23 protein-coding genes are annotated in these 17,436 nt (G+C 71.9%); 21 read left to right on the forward strand and 2 right to left on the reverse strand.

Features of this window, described 5'->3' with window-relative positions; all coding sequences use genetic code 11:
• Nucleotides 1-24 precede the first annotated feature (24 nt).
• The 12 genes from CHB94_RS23310 to CHB94_RS23370 all read left to right on the forward strand — a co-directional run bounded on the left by CHB94_RS23310 (nucleotide 25) and on the right by CHB94_RS23370 (nucleotide 10,058).
• The gene (locus tag CHB94_RS23310; RefSeq protein ID WP_089338937.1) at nucleotides 25-888 is read left to right on the forward strand and encodes a type II secretion system F family protein; all 864 of its coding nucleotides are present in this window, start codon (nucleotides 25-27) and stop codon (nucleotides 886-888) included.
• Nucleotides 885-1,754, forward strand: coding sequence for a type II secretion system F family protein (locus tag CHB94_RS23315; protein WP_089338938.1), 870 nt, complete (start codon nucleotides 885-887; stop codon nucleotides 1,752-1,754). Before CHB94_RS23310 ends, CHB94_RS23315 begins: the two co-directional genes overlap by 4 nt.
• 18 nt (nucleotides 1,755-1,772) lie before the next feature.
• The gene (locus tag CHB94_RS23320) at nucleotides 1,773-3,302 is read left to right on the forward strand and encodes a recombinase family protein (protein ID WP_089338939.1); all 1,530 of its coding nucleotides are present in this window, start codon (nucleotides 1,773-1,775) and stop codon (nucleotides 3,300-3,302) included.
• A gap of 387 nt (nucleotides 3,303-3,689) precedes the next feature.
• Nucleotides 3,690-3,875, forward strand: coding sequence for a hypothetical protein (locus CHB94_RS23325; RefSeq protein ID WP_089338940.1), 186 nt, complete (start codon nucleotides 3,690-3,692; stop codon nucleotides 3,873-3,875).
• Nucleotides 3,876-4,156: 281 nt separating this feature from the next.
• Nucleotides 4,157-4,360, forward strand: a complete 204-nt coding sequence (locus CHB94_RS24760; RefSeq protein ID WP_141137623.1) for a hypothetical protein — start codon at nucleotides 4,157-4,159, stop codon at nucleotides 4,358-4,360.
• The gene (locus CHB94_RS23335; RefSeq protein ID WP_141137624.1) at nucleotides 4,357-5,310 is read left to right on the forward strand and encodes a helix-turn-helix domain-containing protein; all 954 of its coding nucleotides are present in this window, start codon (nucleotides 4,357-4,359) and stop codon (nucleotides 5,308-5,310) included. The genes CHB94_RS24760 and CHB94_RS23335 overlap by 4 nt, the downstream gene beginning before the upstream one ends.
• A gap of 82 nt (nucleotides 5,311-5,392) precedes the next feature.
• A complete protein-coding gene (locus CHB94_RS23340) occupies nucleotides 5,393-5,632 on the forward strand; it encodes a hypothetical protein (protein WP_141137625.1) in 240 nt (79 codons plus the stop codon).
• A gap of 214 nt (nucleotides 5,633-5,846) precedes the next feature.
• On the forward strand, nucleotides 5,847-6,179 hold the full coding sequence (locus tag CHB94_RS23345) for a hypothetical protein (protein ID WP_141137626.1): 333 nt from the start codon (nucleotides 5,847-5,849) through the stop codon (nucleotides 6,177-6,179).
• A 755-nt stretch (nucleotides 6,180-6,934) separates the two neighbouring features.
• A complete protein-coding gene (locus tag CHB94_RS23355) occupies nucleotides 6,935-7,168 on the forward strand; it encodes a hypothetical protein (protein ID WP_141137627.1) in 234 nt (77 codons plus the stop codon).
• 213 nt (nucleotides 7,169-7,381) lie between these two features.
• Complete coding sequence (locus tag CHB94_RS23360; RefSeq protein ID WP_089338946.1) at nucleotides 7,382-8,506, forward strand: hypothetical protein; 1,125 nt, start codon at nucleotides 7,382-7,384, stop codon at nucleotides 8,504-8,506.
• Between the two features lie 221 nt (nucleotides 8,507-8,727).
• Nucleotides 8,728-9,225, forward strand: a complete 498-nt coding sequence (locus CHB94_RS23365; RefSeq protein ID WP_089338947.1) for a hypothetical protein — start codon at nucleotides 8,728-8,730, stop codon at nucleotides 9,223-9,225.
• 125 nt (nucleotides 9,226-9,350) lie between these two features.
• Nucleotides 9,351-10,058 (forward strand): hypothetical protein, encoded by a 708-nt coding sequence (locus CHB94_RS23370; protein WP_141137628.1) that lies wholly within the window; start codon nucleotides 9,351-9,353, stop codon nucleotides 10,056-10,058.
• A gap of 30 nt (nucleotides 10,059-10,088) precedes the next feature.
• Here CHB94_RS23370 and CHB94_RS23375 read toward each other — a convergent pair whose 3' ends face one another.
• Nucleotides 10,089-10,277 (reverse strand): hypothetical protein, encoded by a 189-nt coding sequence (locus CHB94_RS23375; RefSeq protein ID WP_089338949.1) that lies wholly within the window; start codon nucleotides 10,275-10,277, stop codon nucleotides 10,089-10,091.
• A gap of 174 nt (nucleotides 10,278-10,451) precedes the next feature.
• On the opposite strand from CHB94_RS23375, the gene CHB94_RS23380 reads away from it, so the two are divergent.
• Nucleotides 10,452-10,880 (forward strand): hypothetical protein, encoded by a 429-nt coding sequence (locus tag CHB94_RS23380; RefSeq protein WP_141137629.1) that lies wholly within the window; start codon nucleotides 10,452-10,454, stop codon nucleotides 10,878-10,880.
• Between the two features lie 168 nt (nucleotides 10,881-11,048).
• Here the strand turns inward: CHB94_RS23380 and CHB94_RS24765 are convergent, their stop codons facing one another.
• A complete protein-coding gene (locus CHB94_RS24765) occupies nucleotides 11,049-11,363 on the reverse strand; it encodes a hypothetical protein (protein ID WP_141137630.1) in 315 nt (104 codons plus the stop codon).
• A gap of 385 nt (nucleotides 11,364-11,748) precedes the next feature.
• On the opposite strand from CHB94_RS24765, the gene CHB94_RS23390 reads away from it, so the two are divergent.
• The 8 genes from CHB94_RS23390 to CHB94_RS23425 all read left to right on the forward strand — a co-directional run bounded on the left by CHB94_RS23390 (nucleotide 11,749) and on the right by CHB94_RS23425 (nucleotide 17,186).
• The gene (locus CHB94_RS23390; protein WP_089338952.1) at nucleotides 11,749-11,952 is read left to right on the forward strand and encodes a hypothetical protein; all 204 of its coding nucleotides are present in this window, start codon (nucleotides 11,749-11,751) and stop codon (nucleotides 11,950-11,952) included.
• Nucleotides 11,945-12,421 (forward strand): TadE/TadG family type IV pilus assembly protein, encoded by a 477-nt coding sequence (locus tag CHB94_RS23395; RefSeq protein WP_089338953.1) that lies wholly within the window; start codon nucleotides 11,945-11,947, stop codon nucleotides 12,419-12,421. The genes CHB94_RS23390 and CHB94_RS23395 overlap by 8 nt, the downstream gene beginning before the upstream one ends.
• A complete protein-coding gene (locus CHB94_RS23400) occupies nucleotides 12,418-12,873 on the forward strand; it encodes a TadE/TadG family type IV pilus assembly protein (RefSeq protein WP_089338954.1) in 456 nt (151 codons plus the stop codon). Before CHB94_RS23395 ends, CHB94_RS23400 begins: the two co-directional genes overlap by 4 nt.
• 241 nt (nucleotides 12,874-13,114) lie before the next feature.
• Nucleotides 13,115-13,753, forward strand: coding sequence for a superoxide dismutase family protein (locus tag CHB94_RS23405; protein ID WP_089338955.1), 639 nt, complete (start codon nucleotides 13,115-13,117; stop codon nucleotides 13,751-13,753).
• A gap of 243 nt (nucleotides 13,754-13,996) precedes the next feature.
• Complete coding sequence (locus CHB94_RS23410; protein ID WP_089338956.1) at nucleotides 13,997-14,812, forward strand: SRPBCC family protein; 816 nt, start codon at nucleotides 13,997-13,999, stop codon at nucleotides 14,810-14,812.
• Nucleotides 14,813-14,918: 106 nt separating this feature from the next.
• Nucleotides 14,919-15,395 carry a hypothetical protein gene (locus CHB94_RS23415; protein WP_089338957.1) on the forward strand — a complete coding sequence of 159 codons (477 nt, stop codon included), beginning with the start codon at nucleotides 14,919-14,921 and terminating at the stop codon, nucleotides 15,393-15,395.
• Between the two features lie 235 nt (nucleotides 15,396-15,630).
• A complete protein-coding gene (locus tag CHB94_RS23420; RefSeq protein ID WP_089338958.1) occupies nucleotides 15,631-16,455 on the forward strand; it encodes a CHRD domain-containing protein in 825 nt (274 codons plus the stop codon).
• Complete coding sequence (locus CHB94_RS23425; protein ID WP_089338959.1) at nucleotides 16,455-17,186, forward strand: class F sortase; 732 nt, start codon at nucleotides 16,455-16,457, stop codon at nucleotides 17,184-17,186. The genes CHB94_RS23420 and CHB94_RS23425 overlap by 1 nt, the downstream gene beginning before the upstream one ends.
• Nucleotides 17,187-17,436: the final 250 nt, after the last annotated feature.

Genomic DNA, 17,436 nt, shown 5'->3' on the forward strand with positions numbered 1-17,436 from the left:
GCCCGCCCTGCTCGGAGACCGTTCGTGAGCGGATCCGGAGCACTGCTCGGGCTGCTGCTGGGTGTCGGGCTGCTGCTGATCTGGCGCAGCGGCCCGCGGGCACCGGAGCCCCGGACGACGCCGCGCCGCCCGGGACGACGGCAACTGCTCCTGGCCGAGGCCGGGCTGACCGGCATCAACGCCGCGCAGCTGCTGGCCCTGCAGGTGGGTCTGGGTCTGCTCGTGCTGGTCGTCGTCCTGCTCACCACGAGCACGGTGACGGTCAGCCTGGTCTTCGGGCTGTTCGGTTTCGCGCTGCCGTACGCCCAGGTGCGCCGGCTGGCCGCCCGCCGGAAGGCCGACCTGCGCGAGGTGTGGCCGGAGGTCGTGGACAACCTGGCGTCCGCCGTGCGCGCGGGCATGTCGCTGCCCGAGGCCCTGTCGACGCTGTCGACGCGGGGACCGGAGGTGCTGCGGCCGCCGTTCGCCCGCTTCGCCGCCGAGTACCGGTCCAGTGGCCGGTTCGGCGCGTGCCTGGACCGGCTGAAGGTCGACCTCGCCGACCCGGTCGGGGACCGCATCGTGGAGACCCTGCGGGTGGCACGCGAGGTGGGTGGCACCGATCTGGGCCGCGTGCTGCGGACGCTGGCGACGTTCCTCCGCGAGGACGCCCGCGCCCGGGCCGAGCTGGAGACGCGGCAGGGCTGGGTGGTCTCGGCGGCGCGGCTGGCGGTGGCCGCGCCGTGGGTGGTGCTGCTCCTGCTGGCGACGCAGTCGACCACCCTGGCCGCCTACGACTCGCCCCTGGGCACCGGGATCCTGCTGATCGGTGGAGCGGTCTGCGCGGTGGCCTACCGGCTGATGCTGCGGATCGGGCGGCTGCCCCAGGACGTGCGGGTCCTGCAATGACCGCCGGCGTGACGGGGATGCTGCTCGGCCTGCTGGCGGCGGTCGGGCTGGTGCTGGTGGTCAGCTACGCGCCGCCTTTCCGGTCGGTGCGGCTGGTCGATCGACTCGCGCCCTACGTGCACGACACCCCGCCGCCGTCGCGGCTGCTGGGCACCGCGACCGAGCCCGGCCTGCTCACGGCCGTCCGCCGCGTCTTCGGTCCCGCGATCGGCGACGGTGCGCGGCTGGTCGACCGGATGCTGGGCGGGCGGGCCGCCGTCCGCCGGCGGCTCGACGCGCTCGCCACCGACAGCACCGTCGAGGACTTCCGGGTGGAGCAGGTGGTGTGGGGCGGTCTCGGCCTGCTCGGTGCGGCCGTGGTGGCGGCCGTGGGCTCGGTCGCCGCCGGCGGGCTGAACGTGCTGTCGGCCGGGCTGCTCTGCCTGGCCGGCCTGCTCGGCGGTGTGCTCGGCCGGGACTGGTGGCTGACCCAGCAGGTGCAGCGTCGCGAGGAGCTGCTGCTGGCCGAGTTCCCCGTCGTCGCGGAGCTGCTGGCCCTGGCGGTCACGGCGGGGGAGAGCCCGACCGCGGCGATCGCCCGGGTCACCCGGCTCTCCGGCGGAGAGCTGGCCCGCGAGCTCGGCGCGGCGCTGGGCCGGGCGCGGTCGGGGGTGCCGCTGGTCGACGCGCTCCAGGCGGTCGCCGACCGCACCTCCCTGGATCCGCTGTCCCGGTTCATCGACGGCCTCCTGGTCGCCATCGAGCGCGGGACGCCGCTGGCCGAGGTGCTCCGCGCCCAAGCCGCGGACGTCCGGGAGGCGGGGAAGCGCCGGCTGCTCGAGGCCGGCGGCCGGAAGGAGATCGCCATGATGGTCGCCGTCGTCTGACGGGGCTACTGTGATGCCATGGCGACACGGTGCGCTATCTACGCCAGGCAGTCCCTCGACCGGTCGGGGGAGGGCGCCGCGGTCGAGCGACAGATCGCGGACTGCCGCCGACTGGCCGAGGCTCGCGGCTGGGCTGTCGAGCACGTCCTGACCGACAACGACCTGTCGGCCAGCACCGGCAAGCCGCGCCCCCAGTACGAGCGCCTCCTCAATCTCATGCTCGCCGGCCAGGTCGAGGCGGTCGTCGTCTGGCACGTCGACCGCCTCACCCGGCGCCTGGTCGATCTGGAGCAGATCATCACCGCCTGCGAGTCCGTCGGCATTCGGCTCGCAACCGTCACCGGCGACCTGGACCTCGGCACCGACACCGGCCGCATGTTGGCCCGCATCCTCGCGTCGGTGGCGCGAGGCGAGGTCGAGCGCAAGGGCACCCGTCAGCGGGCGGCGAACCGGCAACGCGCCGAGGCCGGGCGCATGGGCTGGACCCGTCGCCCCTTCGGATACGACGTGGACGACGACGGGAAGATCGTCGTCGTGGAGGCGGAGGCCGAAGGGCTGCGGGCCGCCGCCGGGATGGTCCTCGGCTGCGACGTGGACGACGAGGGCCGGATCGTCCCCGGGTCCGAGCGCCCCGTCACGGAGCGGGCCTCCCTGGCTGCCGCCGCCCGGATGCTTAACGACACCAAGGGCCTGCCGACCACCGGCCGGCGGGTGCTCCGCGACGATGACGGCAACCCGCGCCGGGACGACGATGGGCGCACGATGCACGGCCCATTCCTGCCGTGGAACACCACGACAATGCGGCGGACCCTGCTGAACCCCAGGTACGGCGGCAGGGTCACCTACAACGGCCTGGAGATGGACGCCGATGGCACCTGGCCGGCAATTCTGGACGGCCACACGCAGTCTCGTCTGGTTGAGGTGCTGCGGGACGTGAAGCGGCGGCAGCAGTCCGGTACCGAGGCCAAATACCTGCTGTCGGGGTTGGCCCGGTGCGGCCGGTGCGGAGCGGTCATGTTCGCCACGAACGCCCTCATGACGGCCGGGGGACGGCGGACGCACTACGGCGTCTACAGGTGCCGGGCGTGCTATCTGACTCGCCGCCGGGACCTTGTCGACGAGGTGGTCGAGGGTGTGCTCCTCGCCCGCATGGCGCGACCGGACGCCGCCGGGTTGCTCGCCCCGGCCGCCGACCTGGACGCCCTACGCGCCGAGGCCATAGAACTGCGAGATCGCCGCGACACTCTGGCGGGGCTGCTCGCCGACGGGCTGCTGTCGAGGGAGTCCGTCACCGAGCAGGCCGGGAAGTTGACCCGCCGTCTCGGCGAGGTGGAAGGCCGGATCACGGCCGCGCTCGGCGACTCCCCGGCCGCCGCCCTCGTCGGCGCCGACGACCCGGCCGCCGTGTGGGTCGACATGGACGTGCGCGCACGGAAGCTGGCTGTCGACACGTTGATGACGGTGACGATCGAGCCTGTCCACCGGGGCGCCCGATTCTCCCCTAAGCAGGTTCGCATCGGCTGGAAGGGCGCTGCTGCCGGGTCCTGACTCGCTCTTCCAACCGCCGGAGGCCGGGGGCCGCTGCTGTCCGCAGTGCGGGGGTTTTGGTGGGAATCGTCATCCAGCCGTTGCACTATGGGTCTAACACACAGAGACACCCGTCGTCCCGCCGCATTGACGCCCGGCACCCCACGGAAGGCGCACACCCACCGCGCACCCACAAGACGCGCCTACCCGTGGCCCCTCTCCACGAGGTGTCCTTCCTGTGCCCAGGCCACGCCCCGGCGAAGTCCCGCCTTCGCTCGCCCTCGCCCAGCGCCAGCATCGCCTGAACATCGTCACCCGCCGCGTTCAGCGCTGGCTGGAGTCAGACCCGCCCCAGGATGAGCGGCAGCGAATCGCCGCGCTCGTCCTCGGCAACCCGGCGGGTGCCCAGTGAGCGCCGCCCCGGCCAAACGGCCGGCCGACGCCCTCGTCGAGCCCACCCCCGGCGACCGCGCCGAGCTAGACGCCTACATCGCCGAGGTGGTGGCTACCGCGCCGCCGCTCACCGCGGAGCAGGCCGACCGCGTTGCCCTACTGTTTCGCCGCGCCCCGCGAAGTGAGAAGGCCGCGGCGTGAGGCGGGGGGAGCCGCCGGGCCCACCTGGGGAGGGCCGGGCCCGGCGACCAACCGACCAAGCGTCCGGGAGGGAGCGCATCGGCGTCACCGACGATAGGGCCGCCCACCGACAGGACCCGGCCCTGTTCGACGTCGTCGTGGAGCGCCCGGCCTTCGCACGCCCCACCACGATCATCGTGCCGTCGGAGTACGTCTGCGGACTTGGCCCCCACCCTGCCACGAGCGGACCATCCGATGCCGACGCCCCAGCGTGGTGGTGGGCCGAAGCTGAGGCCACCGTCATGGCCCTCGTCGACAGCGGTCACCAGGTCAGCAGCGACGACCTCCACGAGCGGTTCCCGGACAAGCCCTCGGCGACCGGCGCCGCGTTCGGCGGCCTGTTCGCCCGGCTCGCCCGGCAGGGGCGGATCGTGGAACGGGGATGGGTCCGGTCACGGCGGCCGGAGGCCCGAGGTCGCCGTGTGGTGCTGTGGGGGGCGCCATGACGGGGCGCCGAAGCAGCCTCGGGCGCCTCTACCTGGACCTCATCCGCGACGGCGTCGGCGTCGACGGATGCGACGCCGACGAACACGACCGGCAGGTCCACCGCGCCCTCGTCCGCAGCGCCATGAGCGCCGCGCAGTGCGGGCAGCAGTTCGACGAGTGGATCACCCTCGTCCGCGAATCCATCAGCCGCCTCGGCCAGCAAGCCAGGCGCAGGGGTGGCCGACAAGACCGCAGCGACCACGACCTCAACATGCTTCTGCTCGAGACGTGGTCCACGGCCGAGAAGCGCATCGCCGAACGGCCCACCATGACCGCCCAGGACCGCGCCGACTACATCGCCGCCGTCCGCGACTTCTGCGCCGACGCCGACACGAAGATCACCGACACCGAACGCGCCGTCCTCGCCGCCGCCTGCGACCTCGCCGAGCAGCACGGGACCATCCGGCCCGCCCTCCCTTGGCGCCGACTACAGGAGCGCTCCGGGCTCAGCGAACGGGCCACCAAGAGCGGCCTCGCGTCACTGCGGGTCAAGGGGCTGCTGGTCCTGCACCGCCGGGGCTCGGCCTCCCGCGACCCAAGCCGAAGGCGGGCCAACGTGTTCCACCTACCCGCGGCCGACACCCTCGCCGCCCATGCGGGTGTCCCATACACCCCCCGAGGACTGACCTATGGGACATCCCAGGCGCAGAGGCAGACCTATGGGACACCCACGAACCACCAGAACGAACCAGACGAGGAGAACACCGTGGTCACGCTGACCATCCACGCCAAGGACGCCGACACTCTCGCCACCGTGCTCGACACCCTGCGGCGCCAGCCAGCAGCCGTGGACGTCCATCCGCAGGGACGCCCGGCGCTGCGACTGGTGCCCGGCGGCCGGGCGGACGACGAACCCGCTCAGGTCGGCCCTGCCGTTGGGACGGAACCCCCCGGCACCTCGCACGCATAAGCCCTCCCAGGGGCGCCCGCGTAGCCGAGGGGGCCGCATCACCCCCCTGGGGCCCCCACCCCCTCAACCGAAAGGAACCACCGTGTCTCGACGCACACCTCCGCCCCCGCGTGAGCGCCAGGTGGTGGACCCGGCCGGCGCCTTGGAGCTGCTGAACCGGCTCCGCGTCGCCGGGCCCACCGAGACCGAGGCCATCTACGACTGCACCGTCTGCATGCCGGACGGGTCCTTCCTGGCCCTCGGCGACGCCACCGGCTCGCAGGTCGCCGAACTCAGGCAGTGGGTCCGGGGGACACCCACCCCGGCGGGGGACAGCAGGTGAGCAACTCCCGGCGGCCCCGCCCCACCACCGGCACCCGGGTCACCCTCTGGCGCATGTGGAGGATCAGCCTCCTGGACCCCCGGTGGCTGGCGTCCCCGTTCCCGACTCACCGTCCCGGACATCCCCCGGAACACCTCCGGTGGGACGGGGGCCGGGCCCCGGCGTGTGCTACCAACTTCCGCACCGGCGGCCCACCCCCCACAAGCTCGGCCCCGTGCCCGGCTGCCTCTGCGGCGTCTACGGCTGCAACCTGCCGGACCTGCTGCCCTTCGTCGCGGAGTGGGGCGAGACACGGCAGCCCGACGTGGTGATCGGGCAGGTCATCCTCACCGGCCCGCTCCTGCGCGGACCGGTCGACCCGCTCGGCCGCGACCCAGCCTCGACCGTGCGCGGCGGGGCGGCCACGGTGGGCCGCGTCGTCTACTGGCCCGCCGACGCCCTGGTCGGCCCGGACCTGTTCCGCCGCCGCCACCCGCGCACCGAGGTGCGGGCCGTGCCAGACCTCGCCGCCGACACCCTGCGCGCCGCCGGGGAGGCAGTGCCATGACACACCCGGACAACTCCGACCACAGCGCCACCCACGGCACACGCCGCTGGTACTGCCCCGAATGCCTCGCCGAACTTCCACACCGACCGCGACGCGACGGCCGATGCCAGCAGTGCGCCGCCGTCGCCGCCGGCGGACACGACCGCCGACCACGACGCCGCACGCCACCCGACACCGGCAACCGACGCGACTGGTCCGCCCCATGACCACCGCCACACAACGGAAGCGGACAACCACTGAGGGTAGGGGGCATGCGATCTGGCGATCTTGGTCTGAACCTCCATGCCGGCCGGTCTGACCTCTCTCTCCGCCATACGCCCGGAAGCCGTGACCGGACAAATTCCCAGGTCAGACGCCGTTGACCGTTCAGAACGGCCCGAACACGAAGGGAGCTGCGGCCGCGATGCCGAAGCAGGGGACGGATGAGTACGGGTGGGCGCATCGTCGCCTGCGCGGGAAGTGGCGCCGGGTGGTGGAGGCCGGGAAGGCGCTGTGCGTCCGCTGCCAGCTTCCGATCGAGCCGGACAGCTCCTGGGACCTTGACCATCGGGACGACCGCCTGGGCTATCTGGGGCCCGCTCATGCCTCCTGCAATCGGGCGGAGGGCGCCCGGCGCGGGAACGCTGCGCGGGGCGCTGGCGGGGCTCCTGGGGTGCCTGGCAGGCCGGGGGCGGCGGTCCGGGACGAGCACGGCCACCTGTCGCGGAGGTGGGGGCAGTGGTGACCAACGCCGACGACGAGAGGCAGGGCGAGTGATGAGCGACGACGTGATCGGTGACGACCTGGACGTGGCGCGGGACGAGTTGACCGCCGCAAGCCGCGAACTGCGGGAGGCGCTGCTGCTGGCCGCCGACTACGTGCACCACCTGGCCGACGAGGACCGGGTGGCCGCCGCCGTGGACGGCATCGTGCGCACCGCTTTCGACCGCATGGCCGCCGCGAATGCGTGGGGAACCACGGTGTTGCGCGAGCGGCAGCAGTCGGGCTGATTGCGCGATCTTGTCGGCCCCCCGTCGTACGCTGGAGCAGCAGACCGAAGACGAGGCCGGGACCAGACCCCTCTCCGCCAGACGGCAAGCCCCCGGGCGAGGCCGTGAGCGGGGTGCAGGGCAGGCAGACGGCAAGTCGAGCGGGTGCAGCAGGCCGCGCCACCGCGGCCCCTCTCCCTCATGCCTGCCTCGACTTTCCGAAGGAACCCTGTCATGGGACGAAACCTGCCCTACGCCATCGCGGACGAACTGGACGCCGCCGACCGCACCGTCACCGAGGCCCTCCGCGCCGGCCGCAAGCTGACCGCCGACGAGAAGGCCCACATCCAGCGCGTCCTGACCGCCGCCTCGGAGGCGAAGGCCGACGCCGCCTTGGCCGACGAGATCGACGCCATGCGCCACGCTTCCGCCTCTGGCGGCGCCGCCGGTGCTGGCCGAACCGACGGCCTGGGCGCCAAGCTGCTCCGCGCCGGGCTGCACCTCAAGCGCAATCCGTCCGTGACCATCGACGGCTTCGACGCCCTGGTCGGCCGGAAGGCCCCGACCATCCCGGCCGCCGACGACATCTCCGCCGTGGCCCCGACCAGCGTGGCCCCACTCGGCCGGGACGCGCGGCTGCTCTGGCCCAACATGGACCGCCGCCCGGTCGAGCCCGGCACCACCGCTGTGGACGATTTCCGGCAGTCGGGCAGCCGGACGGTCACCGGGTCGGTCGAGCGGTCGTCCGTCGCCGCGGTTACCGAGAAGGCCAGCCTCGACGTCACGGTCACCGCGGTCACCGAGCCGCTCAAGCAGGCCGCCATCCTCGTCCGCGAGATCCCGAATGTGCTGCTCGAGGGCGAACGCCTCTGGTTGGACTTTTTCGATCAGGAGGCCCGCTTCCAGATCGACCGGGCCCTCGATGCGCACGTGCTCGCGCAGATCCTCGCCGCCTCGCCGCCGTTCGGGAACACCGGCACCGGTCTGGTCGCGCAGATCCGGCAGGGGGTGGCGGCGATGCGGGGGGCTGGCGCGTCACCGAACCTGCTGGTCGTGGACGGCGACGACGCCGCGAGCCTGGACTTGTCCGAGGACGCGGCCGGCGGCCTGATCTTCCCCGTGAGGGACACCGGCTCGGCGTCGCCGGTCTGGGGGTTGCGGGTGGTCGAGGTCGCCGGGGCGACCGACCCGATGATCCTCGACACGCGTCAGTTGGGCCCGCTCTACATCGGCGCTCTACGGGTCGATCTCGATCCGTTTACCGGGTTCAGCCGGAATACGACGACCCTGCGTGCCGAGGTCGGCGTTCTCCAGCACGTGCGCGCCGCCTACGCGGCCCGGCGCATCGCCGCCGCCTGACCGACCGCTCACACGCTCCCGGCCGGTCATCGGTCCCGGCCGGGGTGCCGGGCGGCGGCGTCAACGCTTCCTCCTGGCCAAGGTTGCGCCGCTCATCACGACGCGCGGCCTGCGCCGCCGCCACCCATCCGGCACTGGCAAGCCCCCGGGCCCGCAGGACGGCCCGGGGGCTGCGCCGCGTTGGGCGGTTAGGGGCCGAAGCGGGGCCGTATGGTCCAGTCATGACCTTGTCGCGCGACGTCCTGGTGCCCCGTTGGCGCCGACTGGATTCCGCGATGGAGCGGCTTCGGGTGGCCGACCAGCAGTCCGAAACAGACGTCGCTGATGCATCGGTGCTAGTTCTCGACGCGATGTACCACCTCTGGGAAGCATGGGCCCACGTCCTCGGAACGAGAGATCTCTCCAAGCAGAACCTGGCTGTGGCCCTTGACCCGGCAGGTCGGACTGCGGCGGCGCTGATGGCGGTTCGCGGCCGGCTCACTCACGAGTTGGTTGAGCCCCGCGAATCGTTGGGATTCGGGACGCAGCCATTCGGAACCAGCCCCTTCGGCGTTGGTGGTTGGTACTGGCGTTCGCTCGGCGAGAGAGCAGGGGACAGGTCAGGGATGAGGGAGCGCCTCAACTGGTATGAGAACGAGGTGGCGGGCCGCGAGGTGATCGAGTCGACCGTTCTCGCTTACGGCTGGTTCGCCGCTCAGCCGGGATTTGCAGCAAGTTAGGCGACGGCACAGCCGACGCTGCTATCGGCCGGTGTTGGCTGCGAAGGCAAGGCCCCTGGGCACCCCCTCGTCGGACTGGTCGAGCCAGACGGGGCTCGCGCGCCGCGCATGGAAGCATCACTCGGGTGGATTCCACGGAAAAGACGGGGCTCGCCCTCCGCATTGGCGCCGCGGTAGCAGCAGCAGCGGCAAGCAACGCCGACCCCGTTGCAGGGCTAGTTGCCTCCGGTCTCGTACCCGCAGCGGAGGCCGCGGTATCGCGATGGCAGGCGCAGCAGGCGCGCAACGTGGACAACGCCCTTGACGAGGCCGCTGAAGCCTCCGGCCTCCGAATCGACAATCTGCTTGACCGGCTGGCCGCCGACCCCGCTCGGCTGGTCTTCCTGAGCGAGGCCCTAACCGCAGCAGCCCGCTCAACATTCAGCGAGCGCGTCCGCGCACTCGGCCGCGCCCTCGCCAGTGGAGCCTTGGCCGACGATGAGGCCAGGGTGGACGAGGAGCGGCTCTGGGTCGCCATCCTGGCCGGCGTGGAGGCTCCTCATCTGCGAATACTCCGGCAACTGATGCTCCCGCGGGACCAGCAGCCCTACGGCACGACACCGCAACAGCTAACTCTCGCCGAGGCCGCAGGGGTCAGCTACGTGATGGCTGGCCATCTGCTGGCCGACCTCGAGCGACACGGCCTCGCCAGCTGGCGGTGGGGCGAGACCTACCCCCAGTCCTACCGTGAGGCGCAGGGCGCATCGGCCTCGGAGAAGTTTTGGCAGCCCACGTCCCTGACACCCGAGCTACTCGACCGCTTCCGGGCCGCGGGTCGAGAAGGGGACGAGTAGTCCGGCACCGTTCGGGGCGCGGGTCCAGTCTTACGGCGAGGCCGCCAGGGCGGCCCGGATCTCGGCGAGTAGGTCGGCGGGTAGGGCGACGACGGCGCCCATGTCGGGGCCGGCGTCGGCGGCGGTGTCGGCGACCTCGGCGAGCAGCGACCCAAGCCAGGCCCGTCCGGCCTGCAACTGCTCGACGGCTGCGATGAGCTCTCGTGCCTGCGGTGTCATGTGTCCGACGGTGGGGGTCGGGGGCGTGTCGTCGCAAGGGACTGGGCGGTAGGGGCTCCTGGTCGGCTGGCTGAGCGGTTCATCCACGCAGGTCGACGGGCCGGCGTACTTCTGGGGAGTCTCGCCGCCCGCCGACCAGTGAGCCAACAGCACCTGTCGCTAGGGTCTCGGGCCATGACGACCGAGGAGGGCCCCTGGCCCCCAGCCGACCGGTGGATTCCCATGAAGGGCACCGGGATGGGGGAGATGCTTCTCGTCCCTGTCCCGGAGGACGCCTTCTCTCGCGTGCTCCCCGACGCGGCTCGTGGCGGCTTCCCGGCCATGATCGTCGAAGCCTTCTGGATTACCGAGCCCGTCTTTCATTTGTTGCGCGTGGACGGCTTCACCCTCGATGACGCCGCCACAGACGGCGTTGACGAGCGTTCCGTCCTTGGTCATGAGCGCATCTCGCTTGAGCAGGTCTTGCGCTACAAGTACGACCTCGGGGGCGAGCTTGGCGGCACTGTCGAGTTGGTGGACGGGCGGCATCTCGAGGTCCCAGTGATGTTGATCGACAGTTATCGGCACGGGGGACCGCAGGGTTACGGGCGCAGCGGACGCTAGCTCCTACTGACAGGGCGGTGCATCCGGGAGAAAAACCCCCACTAGCTGACGTTGTCCGGCCCGGCCGTCACCGGGTGTGTCCCTGAACGGCCCACTATGGGACACCCGCTGGGTAGGGAACCCTCGCGGCCTCATGGCGGGGTGCCAGCCGACCGATGGACCTTTTGTCTATCCCCGAGGGTCGGTGCGGCGCATGACTCTCGCTTGCACGCGGAGGTTGTGCCGCCAGATCACCAGGGATTGCCCGACCAAGGCGATCGCGATTGCGAGTGCGAAGTACGCCATCCGTTCGGCGGAGGCCAGGCTAACCAAGAAGATGCCCGCCAAGAGGAAGATCCAGTACCACAATGGCAAACGTTGAGGAGGCTTAGAGAAGAAACCGAGACGAGGCACCTGGCGATCACCGTAGGCCCGGGTCGCGGCTACTGCGCTCGCGACCAGCAGCAGGATTCCGCTTGCCCAGGCAAGCCACCACAGCGTCATGGCTAATGTCTACACACCGAGGCCCATGTCGCATCAGTCCTTGCGGGCCGTGGGTCGCCCATCAGGAGGACGACCGGCGCTGGCGCGGGCAAGGACATCGCCGTCCAGCCCGACGGGAGTGTCCCGTAAGCCGCCTTCAGGGACAGCTGGTCCAGCTGACAGTCTCCGGCGCCAACGTGGCCGTGGTGCTCACCGCCGTGCTGTCGCCGTAGCGCCGCAGACACCCAGGCCAAGATCCCGAGTCGCACAAGCGATATCTGGCAACGGTTGTGCCGGTCGTCTTCCTGGTGCTTCCGGTCACCGTTCTCTTCGCCCTGTTCCCGGGGCTGATCAGCATCGTCTCGTTGGCGCAGTGAGCCGGCGGGGCACGAGGAAAGGACTGTCGATGCGCGGGTTCGACCTGACCGCCGGACTGGCGGCCTTCGCGGCGCGGGTGCGCGGCGAGGATCCGGAACGGGGCGATGTTCCGGGCTGGGTGATGATCACGGTGATGACGGCGGCCCTGGTGCTGGCCATCCTCATCCCGTTCCGCGCGGCGATCGTCGATGCGGTGACCAACGCCCTCACCTCCGTCACGAGCGGTGGCTGACGAAGGACCCCACTGCCCCCCACCACTCGCAAGCTCGTGGCGGGGCCCTGCAGCGAGGCCGGTCCAGCAGCTCACGGATCGGGACGCCGGCGAGCGGGGCAGCGCCGTCGTCGACTTCGTCATGGTCTCGATGCTGATCGTGACCCTGCTGCTGGCCGTCCTGCAGGTCGCGGTCTACGTGCACGTGCGCAACGTGGTGACCGCGAGCGCGCAGGCCGGCGCCCGCTACGCGGCCAACGCCGACGTCGACTCCGCCGCCGGTGCGGCGCGGGCGGTGGAGGTGGTCGCGCGGGCGACGTCGGCCCGCACGGCCCAGGGGCTGGTGTGCACGTCGGCCGAGGAGATCGACGCCACGGGGCTCACGCTGGTGGTGGTGCGCTGCACCGGCGCGGTGCCCTCGCTGCTGGCCGCGCTGGGCGACCTGCTGCCGCTGGAGGTCACCGGCCGCGCGGTGAAGGAGGCGGCGTGAGCCGGCTGCGGCGCCTGAGTGAGGAGCGCGGCTCGGCGCTCGTCGAGTTCGTGTTCATCGCGCTGGTCGTGTTCGTGCCGCTGATCTACATCGTGGCCGGGTTCTCGGCGGTGCAGCGCGGGGTGTTCGCCTCGACCGCGGCCGCGCGGGAGGCCGGCCGGGCGATCGCCACGTCGCCGGATCCGGTCACCGGGCAGGAGCGGGCGCTGCGGGCGGCCGCGCTGGCGGTGGAGGACCAGTCGGTCGACGTCACCGACCTGCGCGTGGCCTACGCGCCGCCGGGCGCCGACTGCGCGGCGGCCGGCGGCTACTCCCCGACGCTGACGCCGGGGGAGGAGTTCTCCGTCTGCGTGACCGTGACCGTGCGGATCCCGCTGCTGCCGCAGTTCATCGAGGCCAACACCGCCACCGGCCAGTTCGTCGTCGAGCGCGACCGCTACGTCGACGGCTGACGAGCCGATCTCTGCGGGAAGACGACCCGACTGGTCCGTTCCCGCCGCTGAGCATCACCGAGGCCCACCCTGACGAGACGCCGGACCGGGCGACACAGGGAATCGGGTTCCCTCCCCGCGCCCGTTGCGAGACGCTCAGGCCGCGTCTCCGGCAGGAGCGCCCGGCCGCTCGAGGCCGGACCCGCGACTTCGGCCAGGCCAGGCGGCGACGGGGACGCCGGCTGACCGTCAGGAGGTCCCGATGCGACGTCGAGCCGCCACCTCGTTCCTCTCAGCGTGCGCGATCACCCTCGTCGCGGCCGGCTGCGCCAGCGTTGAGGCGGAACGGGCCGAACCCGCCGGCCAGGACGTGGCCGAGGCCGGTTCCGGGTCGACTCCGGCCGACGCGCGAGGCCTCACCGCACGCCTGGTCGACGCCGAGGGTGCGGAGGTCGGGACGGTGACCCTCTCCGAGACCGGACGGGGTACGCGGGTGTCCGTCAAGGTGGCCGGCCTCCCGCCGGGCTTCCACGGTTTCCACGTCCACGCCGTCGGCCTCTGTGAGCCCGACAGCGTGAGCCCCACCGATCCGTCGATGACGGGGGACTTCCTCTCGGCCGGGGGACACCTCGGTGCCGCGGAGGCCGATCACCCCCACCATGCCGGTGACCTCCCCAGCCTGTACATCGGCCAGTCAGGTGCCGGGAAGCTCAGGACCGTCACCGACGCGTTCACCCTGGCCGACCTCACCGACGACGACGGCAGCGCCGTCATGGTGCACGCGGGCCCGGACAACTTCGCGAACATTCCGGAGCGTTACGCGCCCGAGGGGCCCGACCAGATGACGCGGGCTACCGGCGACTCCGGCGGGCGCATCGCCTGCGGCCCGGTCGAGGGCTGACCCGGGGAGCCCGCCGGACCGATCATCTGTGGGCCGGGGGCGAGGTGTGGAGTCCCCGGTGACCGTCCTGGTCACGTGCGGTGCCGTGTCGCGGTGCCGAGGGGCGATGGAGAGCAGGCTGTCGAGGATGCGACGGATCACGGGTCCGAGGTACTTCCTCGTGGGGCGCATCACATCTCACGAGCCGGGGTAGCGCGGGAAACGCGCTGTTCAACGGGTGTCTTGAGTCGAGGGAGATGAGCGATGACCACCAAGGTCGAGAAGTCGATCCAGGTCGACGTACCGGTGACCACGGCCTACAACCAGTGGACCCAGTTCGAGGACTTCCCGCACTTCATGGGCGGGGTCAAGGAAGTTCGTCAGCTCGACGACCAGCGGCTGCACTGGGTCGCCGAGATCGCCGGTGTGCGACGCGAGTGGGAGGCGGCGATCCTCGAGCAGGTCCCTGACCGGAAGATCGCCTGGGCCGCCACGGGCGGCGCGACCAACGCGGGGGCGGTCCGCTTCGAGCCGGCCGGCGCCAACTCGACGATCGTGTACCTGGAGCTGGAGTACGAGCCCGAGGGCGTCGTCGAGCAGGTCGGCGACAAGCTCGGCATCGTGGAGCGGCAGGTCACGTCGGACTTGCAGAAGTTCAAGAACCTCATCGAGGACCAGGGCTACGCCAGCGGTGCGTGGCGGGGCTCGGTGAACGAGAACCTCGATGTCGGTACACCCGGGGTGGACGACGCCTTCGGCGCCCAGGGCGACAGCGGCAAGGCGGGGGTGTCGGCCAAGACCGTCGTCGCCGGGGCCGCCGCCGCGGTCGCCGGTGTGGCCGCCGCGGGCGCTGCCGCCGCAGCCGCCTCGAAGAGTGGTCAGGAAGAGCAGACGCAGCCGACGACGCAGCCCCAGGAGGTCGCCGTCGTCCCGCAGCCCCCGGCGGACGAGGTCAGGGACGACGTTCTCCTCGAGGAGTCCGCGCCGGAGGGCTACTCCGCCTCGTCCTCCACGGAGGGCGTCGAGAAGGGCGTGACCGGTACCGGGGACGACCCCATGGTCGGGGGCGGCAGCCGCTGATCCGCCGGACGCGGTGGAGGAGAGCCGACGTCCTCCTCCACCGCGTCCAGCCCGGCCGGGACGCGGCAACGGGTCCGGAGAGGCGCGACCGGCGCATGCTTGGCGCATGGCCCGGCTGCCACCCGACGACCTGCCGCCGGAGCACGAACCCACGTCCGAGGTCGACGCGCTCGTCGCGGCGGGCCCTCCCGGACCGGACAACCCGGTGACGGTGGGAGCCGTCTTCTGGACGGCGGTCACCGAGCCGGACGGCCCCGACCGGGACATCCTGAGCATCGTCGTCACGCCGGAGAGCTGGCCGGGGTGGGGCGACTTCCGTCGGGCCGCCGCACTCCTGCCCGGCTACGGCATGGCTCACCGGGCGACCCCATCGGTCGACGACCCTGACGTCGTCTACGTGAGGTACCTGCGCGACACGGGGGAGACGCACCGCGCTCCCTCGGACACCGTCCTGGTGGGGGACATCCTCATCGCCACGTTGGTGCGCAGGCCACGCCTCGGTGGCTGGCGCGTCCATGCGCTGGGCGACTACGTCCGGCCGGAGCACGTGCCGCACGATCGGGGAGACCGCGGGTCGCGCTGAGGCACGTGACGGGGGGATCGACGAAGCCCCGTGGACGGCGAAGTGCGCCAAAACCAATCCAATGACCGGCCCGGGCCCGAACACATGGGGCAGAGCTGCTCCGGCGCTCGCCATTCGGATTGCGCAAGGCCATGACCAGCTGCCCGGTCATGGCGATCCCACGAGTGACGGCCGACGCCAGTTCGCGGCACGTGTACGACCTCGACGGTGCCCACACCATGCGGCCCCGCGGGGGGTGACCAGACAGGGGAACACCTGGAGAACGATCACGCGCACCGCCGTTGCTGCGCCCGTCCTGGGCTTCGCCGCCCTGCTGGCCTTCGCCGGTCCCGCCGCAGCCGCAGAGGGTTCGGTCCAGGCCGGCCTCGCTCCCGTCCCCGTCAACCCGGTGGACGGCAGTGGTCAGGCCATGGTCGAGATCTCCGGCACCACGCTGTCCTTCACCCTCGCGGCGCAGGGCCTCCTGGACGGCGTTCCGCACGCGGCGCACATCCACTTCGGCGAGACTGCCCGCAACGAGTGCCCCACGGTGGCCGACAACAACGCGGCGCCGCTGTCCGGTGAGACGAACGAGCACGACCACTTCACGACCACCGAGGGCGCCCCCGCCTACGGCGAGATCGTCGTCTCGCTCACGAAGACCGGTGACACCTCCCCGGACTCCGGCCTGGCCGTCGACCGGTTCGCCGTGGGCTCGGAGTTCGAGTACTCCCGCGGGGACGTCCAGGTGACCGAGGAGCTGGCCGAGGACATCCTGTCCGGCGAGTCCGTCGTCGTCATCCACGGCGTCGACTACGACGGTGACGGCACCTTCAGCCCCGGGGATCGCGGCGTGTCCGACCTTGACGCGACCCTGCCCGGTGAGGCCACCGACCCGGCGCTGTGCGGGGTGCTCAACGCCTCCCAGATGGGCACCATGCCTGCCGGTGGCGTCGAGACCGGTGCCGGATCCACGACGGGCACTGAGAACGTCGGCCTGATCGGGGCCGGCGTCGGTGCCGTCGCGGCCGCCGGCGGTGTCGCGCTGTTCGCGCGCCGTCGCTTCGCTACCGACAACTGATGACCGGCGACGCCGGGCCTGGGAGCATCTCCCGGGTCTGGCGTCCCGGCCGCACGGTCCTGCTCGTCGTCGCGGTCCTGCTGCTCCTGGGTGGCGGGACCGCGGTGGCGGTCGGGGTCGCCGGTCAGGACGCCGATCCGCCCACCCCCTCGGAGTCGGCCGCACCCGCGTCCACGAGCGCCCGCGCCGACTCCGCGCCCCCTTCCAGCTCCAGTGGCGTTCCGGCCCCCGACGCTTCCGCGCCGACGCCACCGACCTCCGTCCCTCCGGTGCCCGTGGCGCTACCGGTCTCCGTGCGCATCCCGGCGATCGACGTGCAGTCGGAGCTCATCACCCTGGGCCTCAACACGGACGGGACCCTGGCGGTGCCGCAGCCGGGACCGGACTACGACAAGGCCGCCTGGTTCGACGGCTCACCGCGCCCCGGCGACCCCGGGCCGGCGGTCATCGAGGGCCACGTCGACAGCGCCGCGAACGGCCCCTCGGTCTTCTACGACCTGGGCAGGCTCGTCACCGGCGACCGGATCGAGGTCACCCGCGAGGACGGGAGCGTCGCTCCCTTCCTCGTGGACAAGGTCCGCGTGGTCCCCAAGGACGACTTCCCGACCCTCGAGGTCTACGGCAACACCGACGGTCCCGAGCTCCGGCTGATCACCTGCGGCGGCCCTTTCGACAGCTCGGCCGGCAGCTACGTGGACAACGTCGTGGTCTTCGCCAGCCAGTCGGTGTGATCCGGATGCCACGCGGCACGTCGTGAGGCCGCGGATCCGACCGCCTCCTGCGCCGCTCCTCGGGAAGCGTTCACCCGAGCGGGTGGACCTCGCCGTCACGCGGGCGCGGCTGTCCACAGATTGCACGGTCCAGCCCGTCCGTTCTTTTACAGTCCGGCGATTTGTCGACTGATCGACCGGGCTCGACGGGGGTGCTGTGCCGACCGCTCTGGATGTCGTGGACGGCGAGGTCCGCGAGCTCATCCGGCGT

It is taken from the genome of Blastococcus mobilis (assembly GCF_900188025.1).
GTDB classification, from domain to species: Bacteria; Actinomycetota; Actinomycetes; order Mycobacteriales; family Geodermatophilaceae; genus Blastococcus_B; species Blastococcus_B mobilis.

Coding starts and splice junctions, on each gene's coding strand:
- CHB94_RS23390 (WP_089338952.1), top strand. CDS start 11,749: ATGCGCGGGTTCGACCTGACCGCCGGACTGGCGGCCTTCGCGGCGCGG.
- CHB94_RS23335 (WP_141137624.1), top strand. CDS start 4,357: ATGACGGGGCGCCGAAGCAGCCTCGGGCGCCTCTACCTGGACCTCATC.
- CHB94_RS23425 (WP_089338959.1), top strand. CDS start 16,455: ATGACCGGCGACGCCGGGCCTGGGAGCATCTCCCGGGTCTGGCGTCCC.
- CHB94_RS23320 (WP_089338939.1), top strand. CDS start 1,773: ATGGCGACACGGTGCGCTATCTACGCCAGGCAGTCCCTCGACCGGTCG.
- CHB94_RS23380 (WP_141137629.1), top strand. CDS start 10,452: ATGACGACCGAGGAGGGCCCCTGGCCCCCAGCCGACCGGTGGATTCCC.
- CHB94_RS23410 (WP_089338956.1), top strand. CDS start 13,997: ATGACCACCAAGGTCGAGAAGTCGATCCAGGTCGACGTACCGGTGACC.
- CHB94_RS23355 (WP_141137627.1), top strand. CDS start 6,935: ATGAGCGACGACGTGATCGGTGACGACCTGGACGTGGCGCGGGACGAG.
- CHB94_RS24765 (WP_141137630.1), bottom strand. CDS start 11,363: ATGACGCTGTGGTGGCTTGCCTGGGCAAGCGGAATCCTGCTGCTGGTC.
- CHB94_RS23365 (WP_089338947.1), top strand. CDS start 8,728: ATGACCTTGTCGCGCGACGTCCTGGTGCCCCGTTGGCGCCGACTGGAT.
- CHB94_RS24760 (WP_141137623.1), top strand. CDS start 4,157: ATGGCCCTCGTCGACAGCGGTCACCAGGTCAGCAGCGACGACCTCCAC.
- CHB94_RS23360 (WP_089338946.1), top strand. CDS start 7,382: ATGGGACGAAACCTGCCCTACGCCATCGCGGACGAACTGGACGCCGCC.
- CHB94_RS23405 (WP_089338955.1), top strand. CDS start 13,115: ATGCGACGTCGAGCCGCCACCTCGTTCCTCTCAGCGTGCGCGATCACC.
- CHB94_RS23315 (WP_089338938.1), top strand. CDS start 885: ATGACCGCCGGCGTGACGGGGATGCTGCTCGGCCTGCTGGCGGCGGTC.
- CHB94_RS23375 (WP_089338949.1), bottom strand. CDS start 10,277: ATGACACCGCAGGCACGAGAGCTCATCGCAGCCGTCGAGCAGTTGCAG.
- CHB94_RS23415 (WP_089338957.1), top strand. CDS start 14,919: ATGGCCCGGCTGCCACCCGACGACCTGCCGCCGGAGCACGAACCCACG.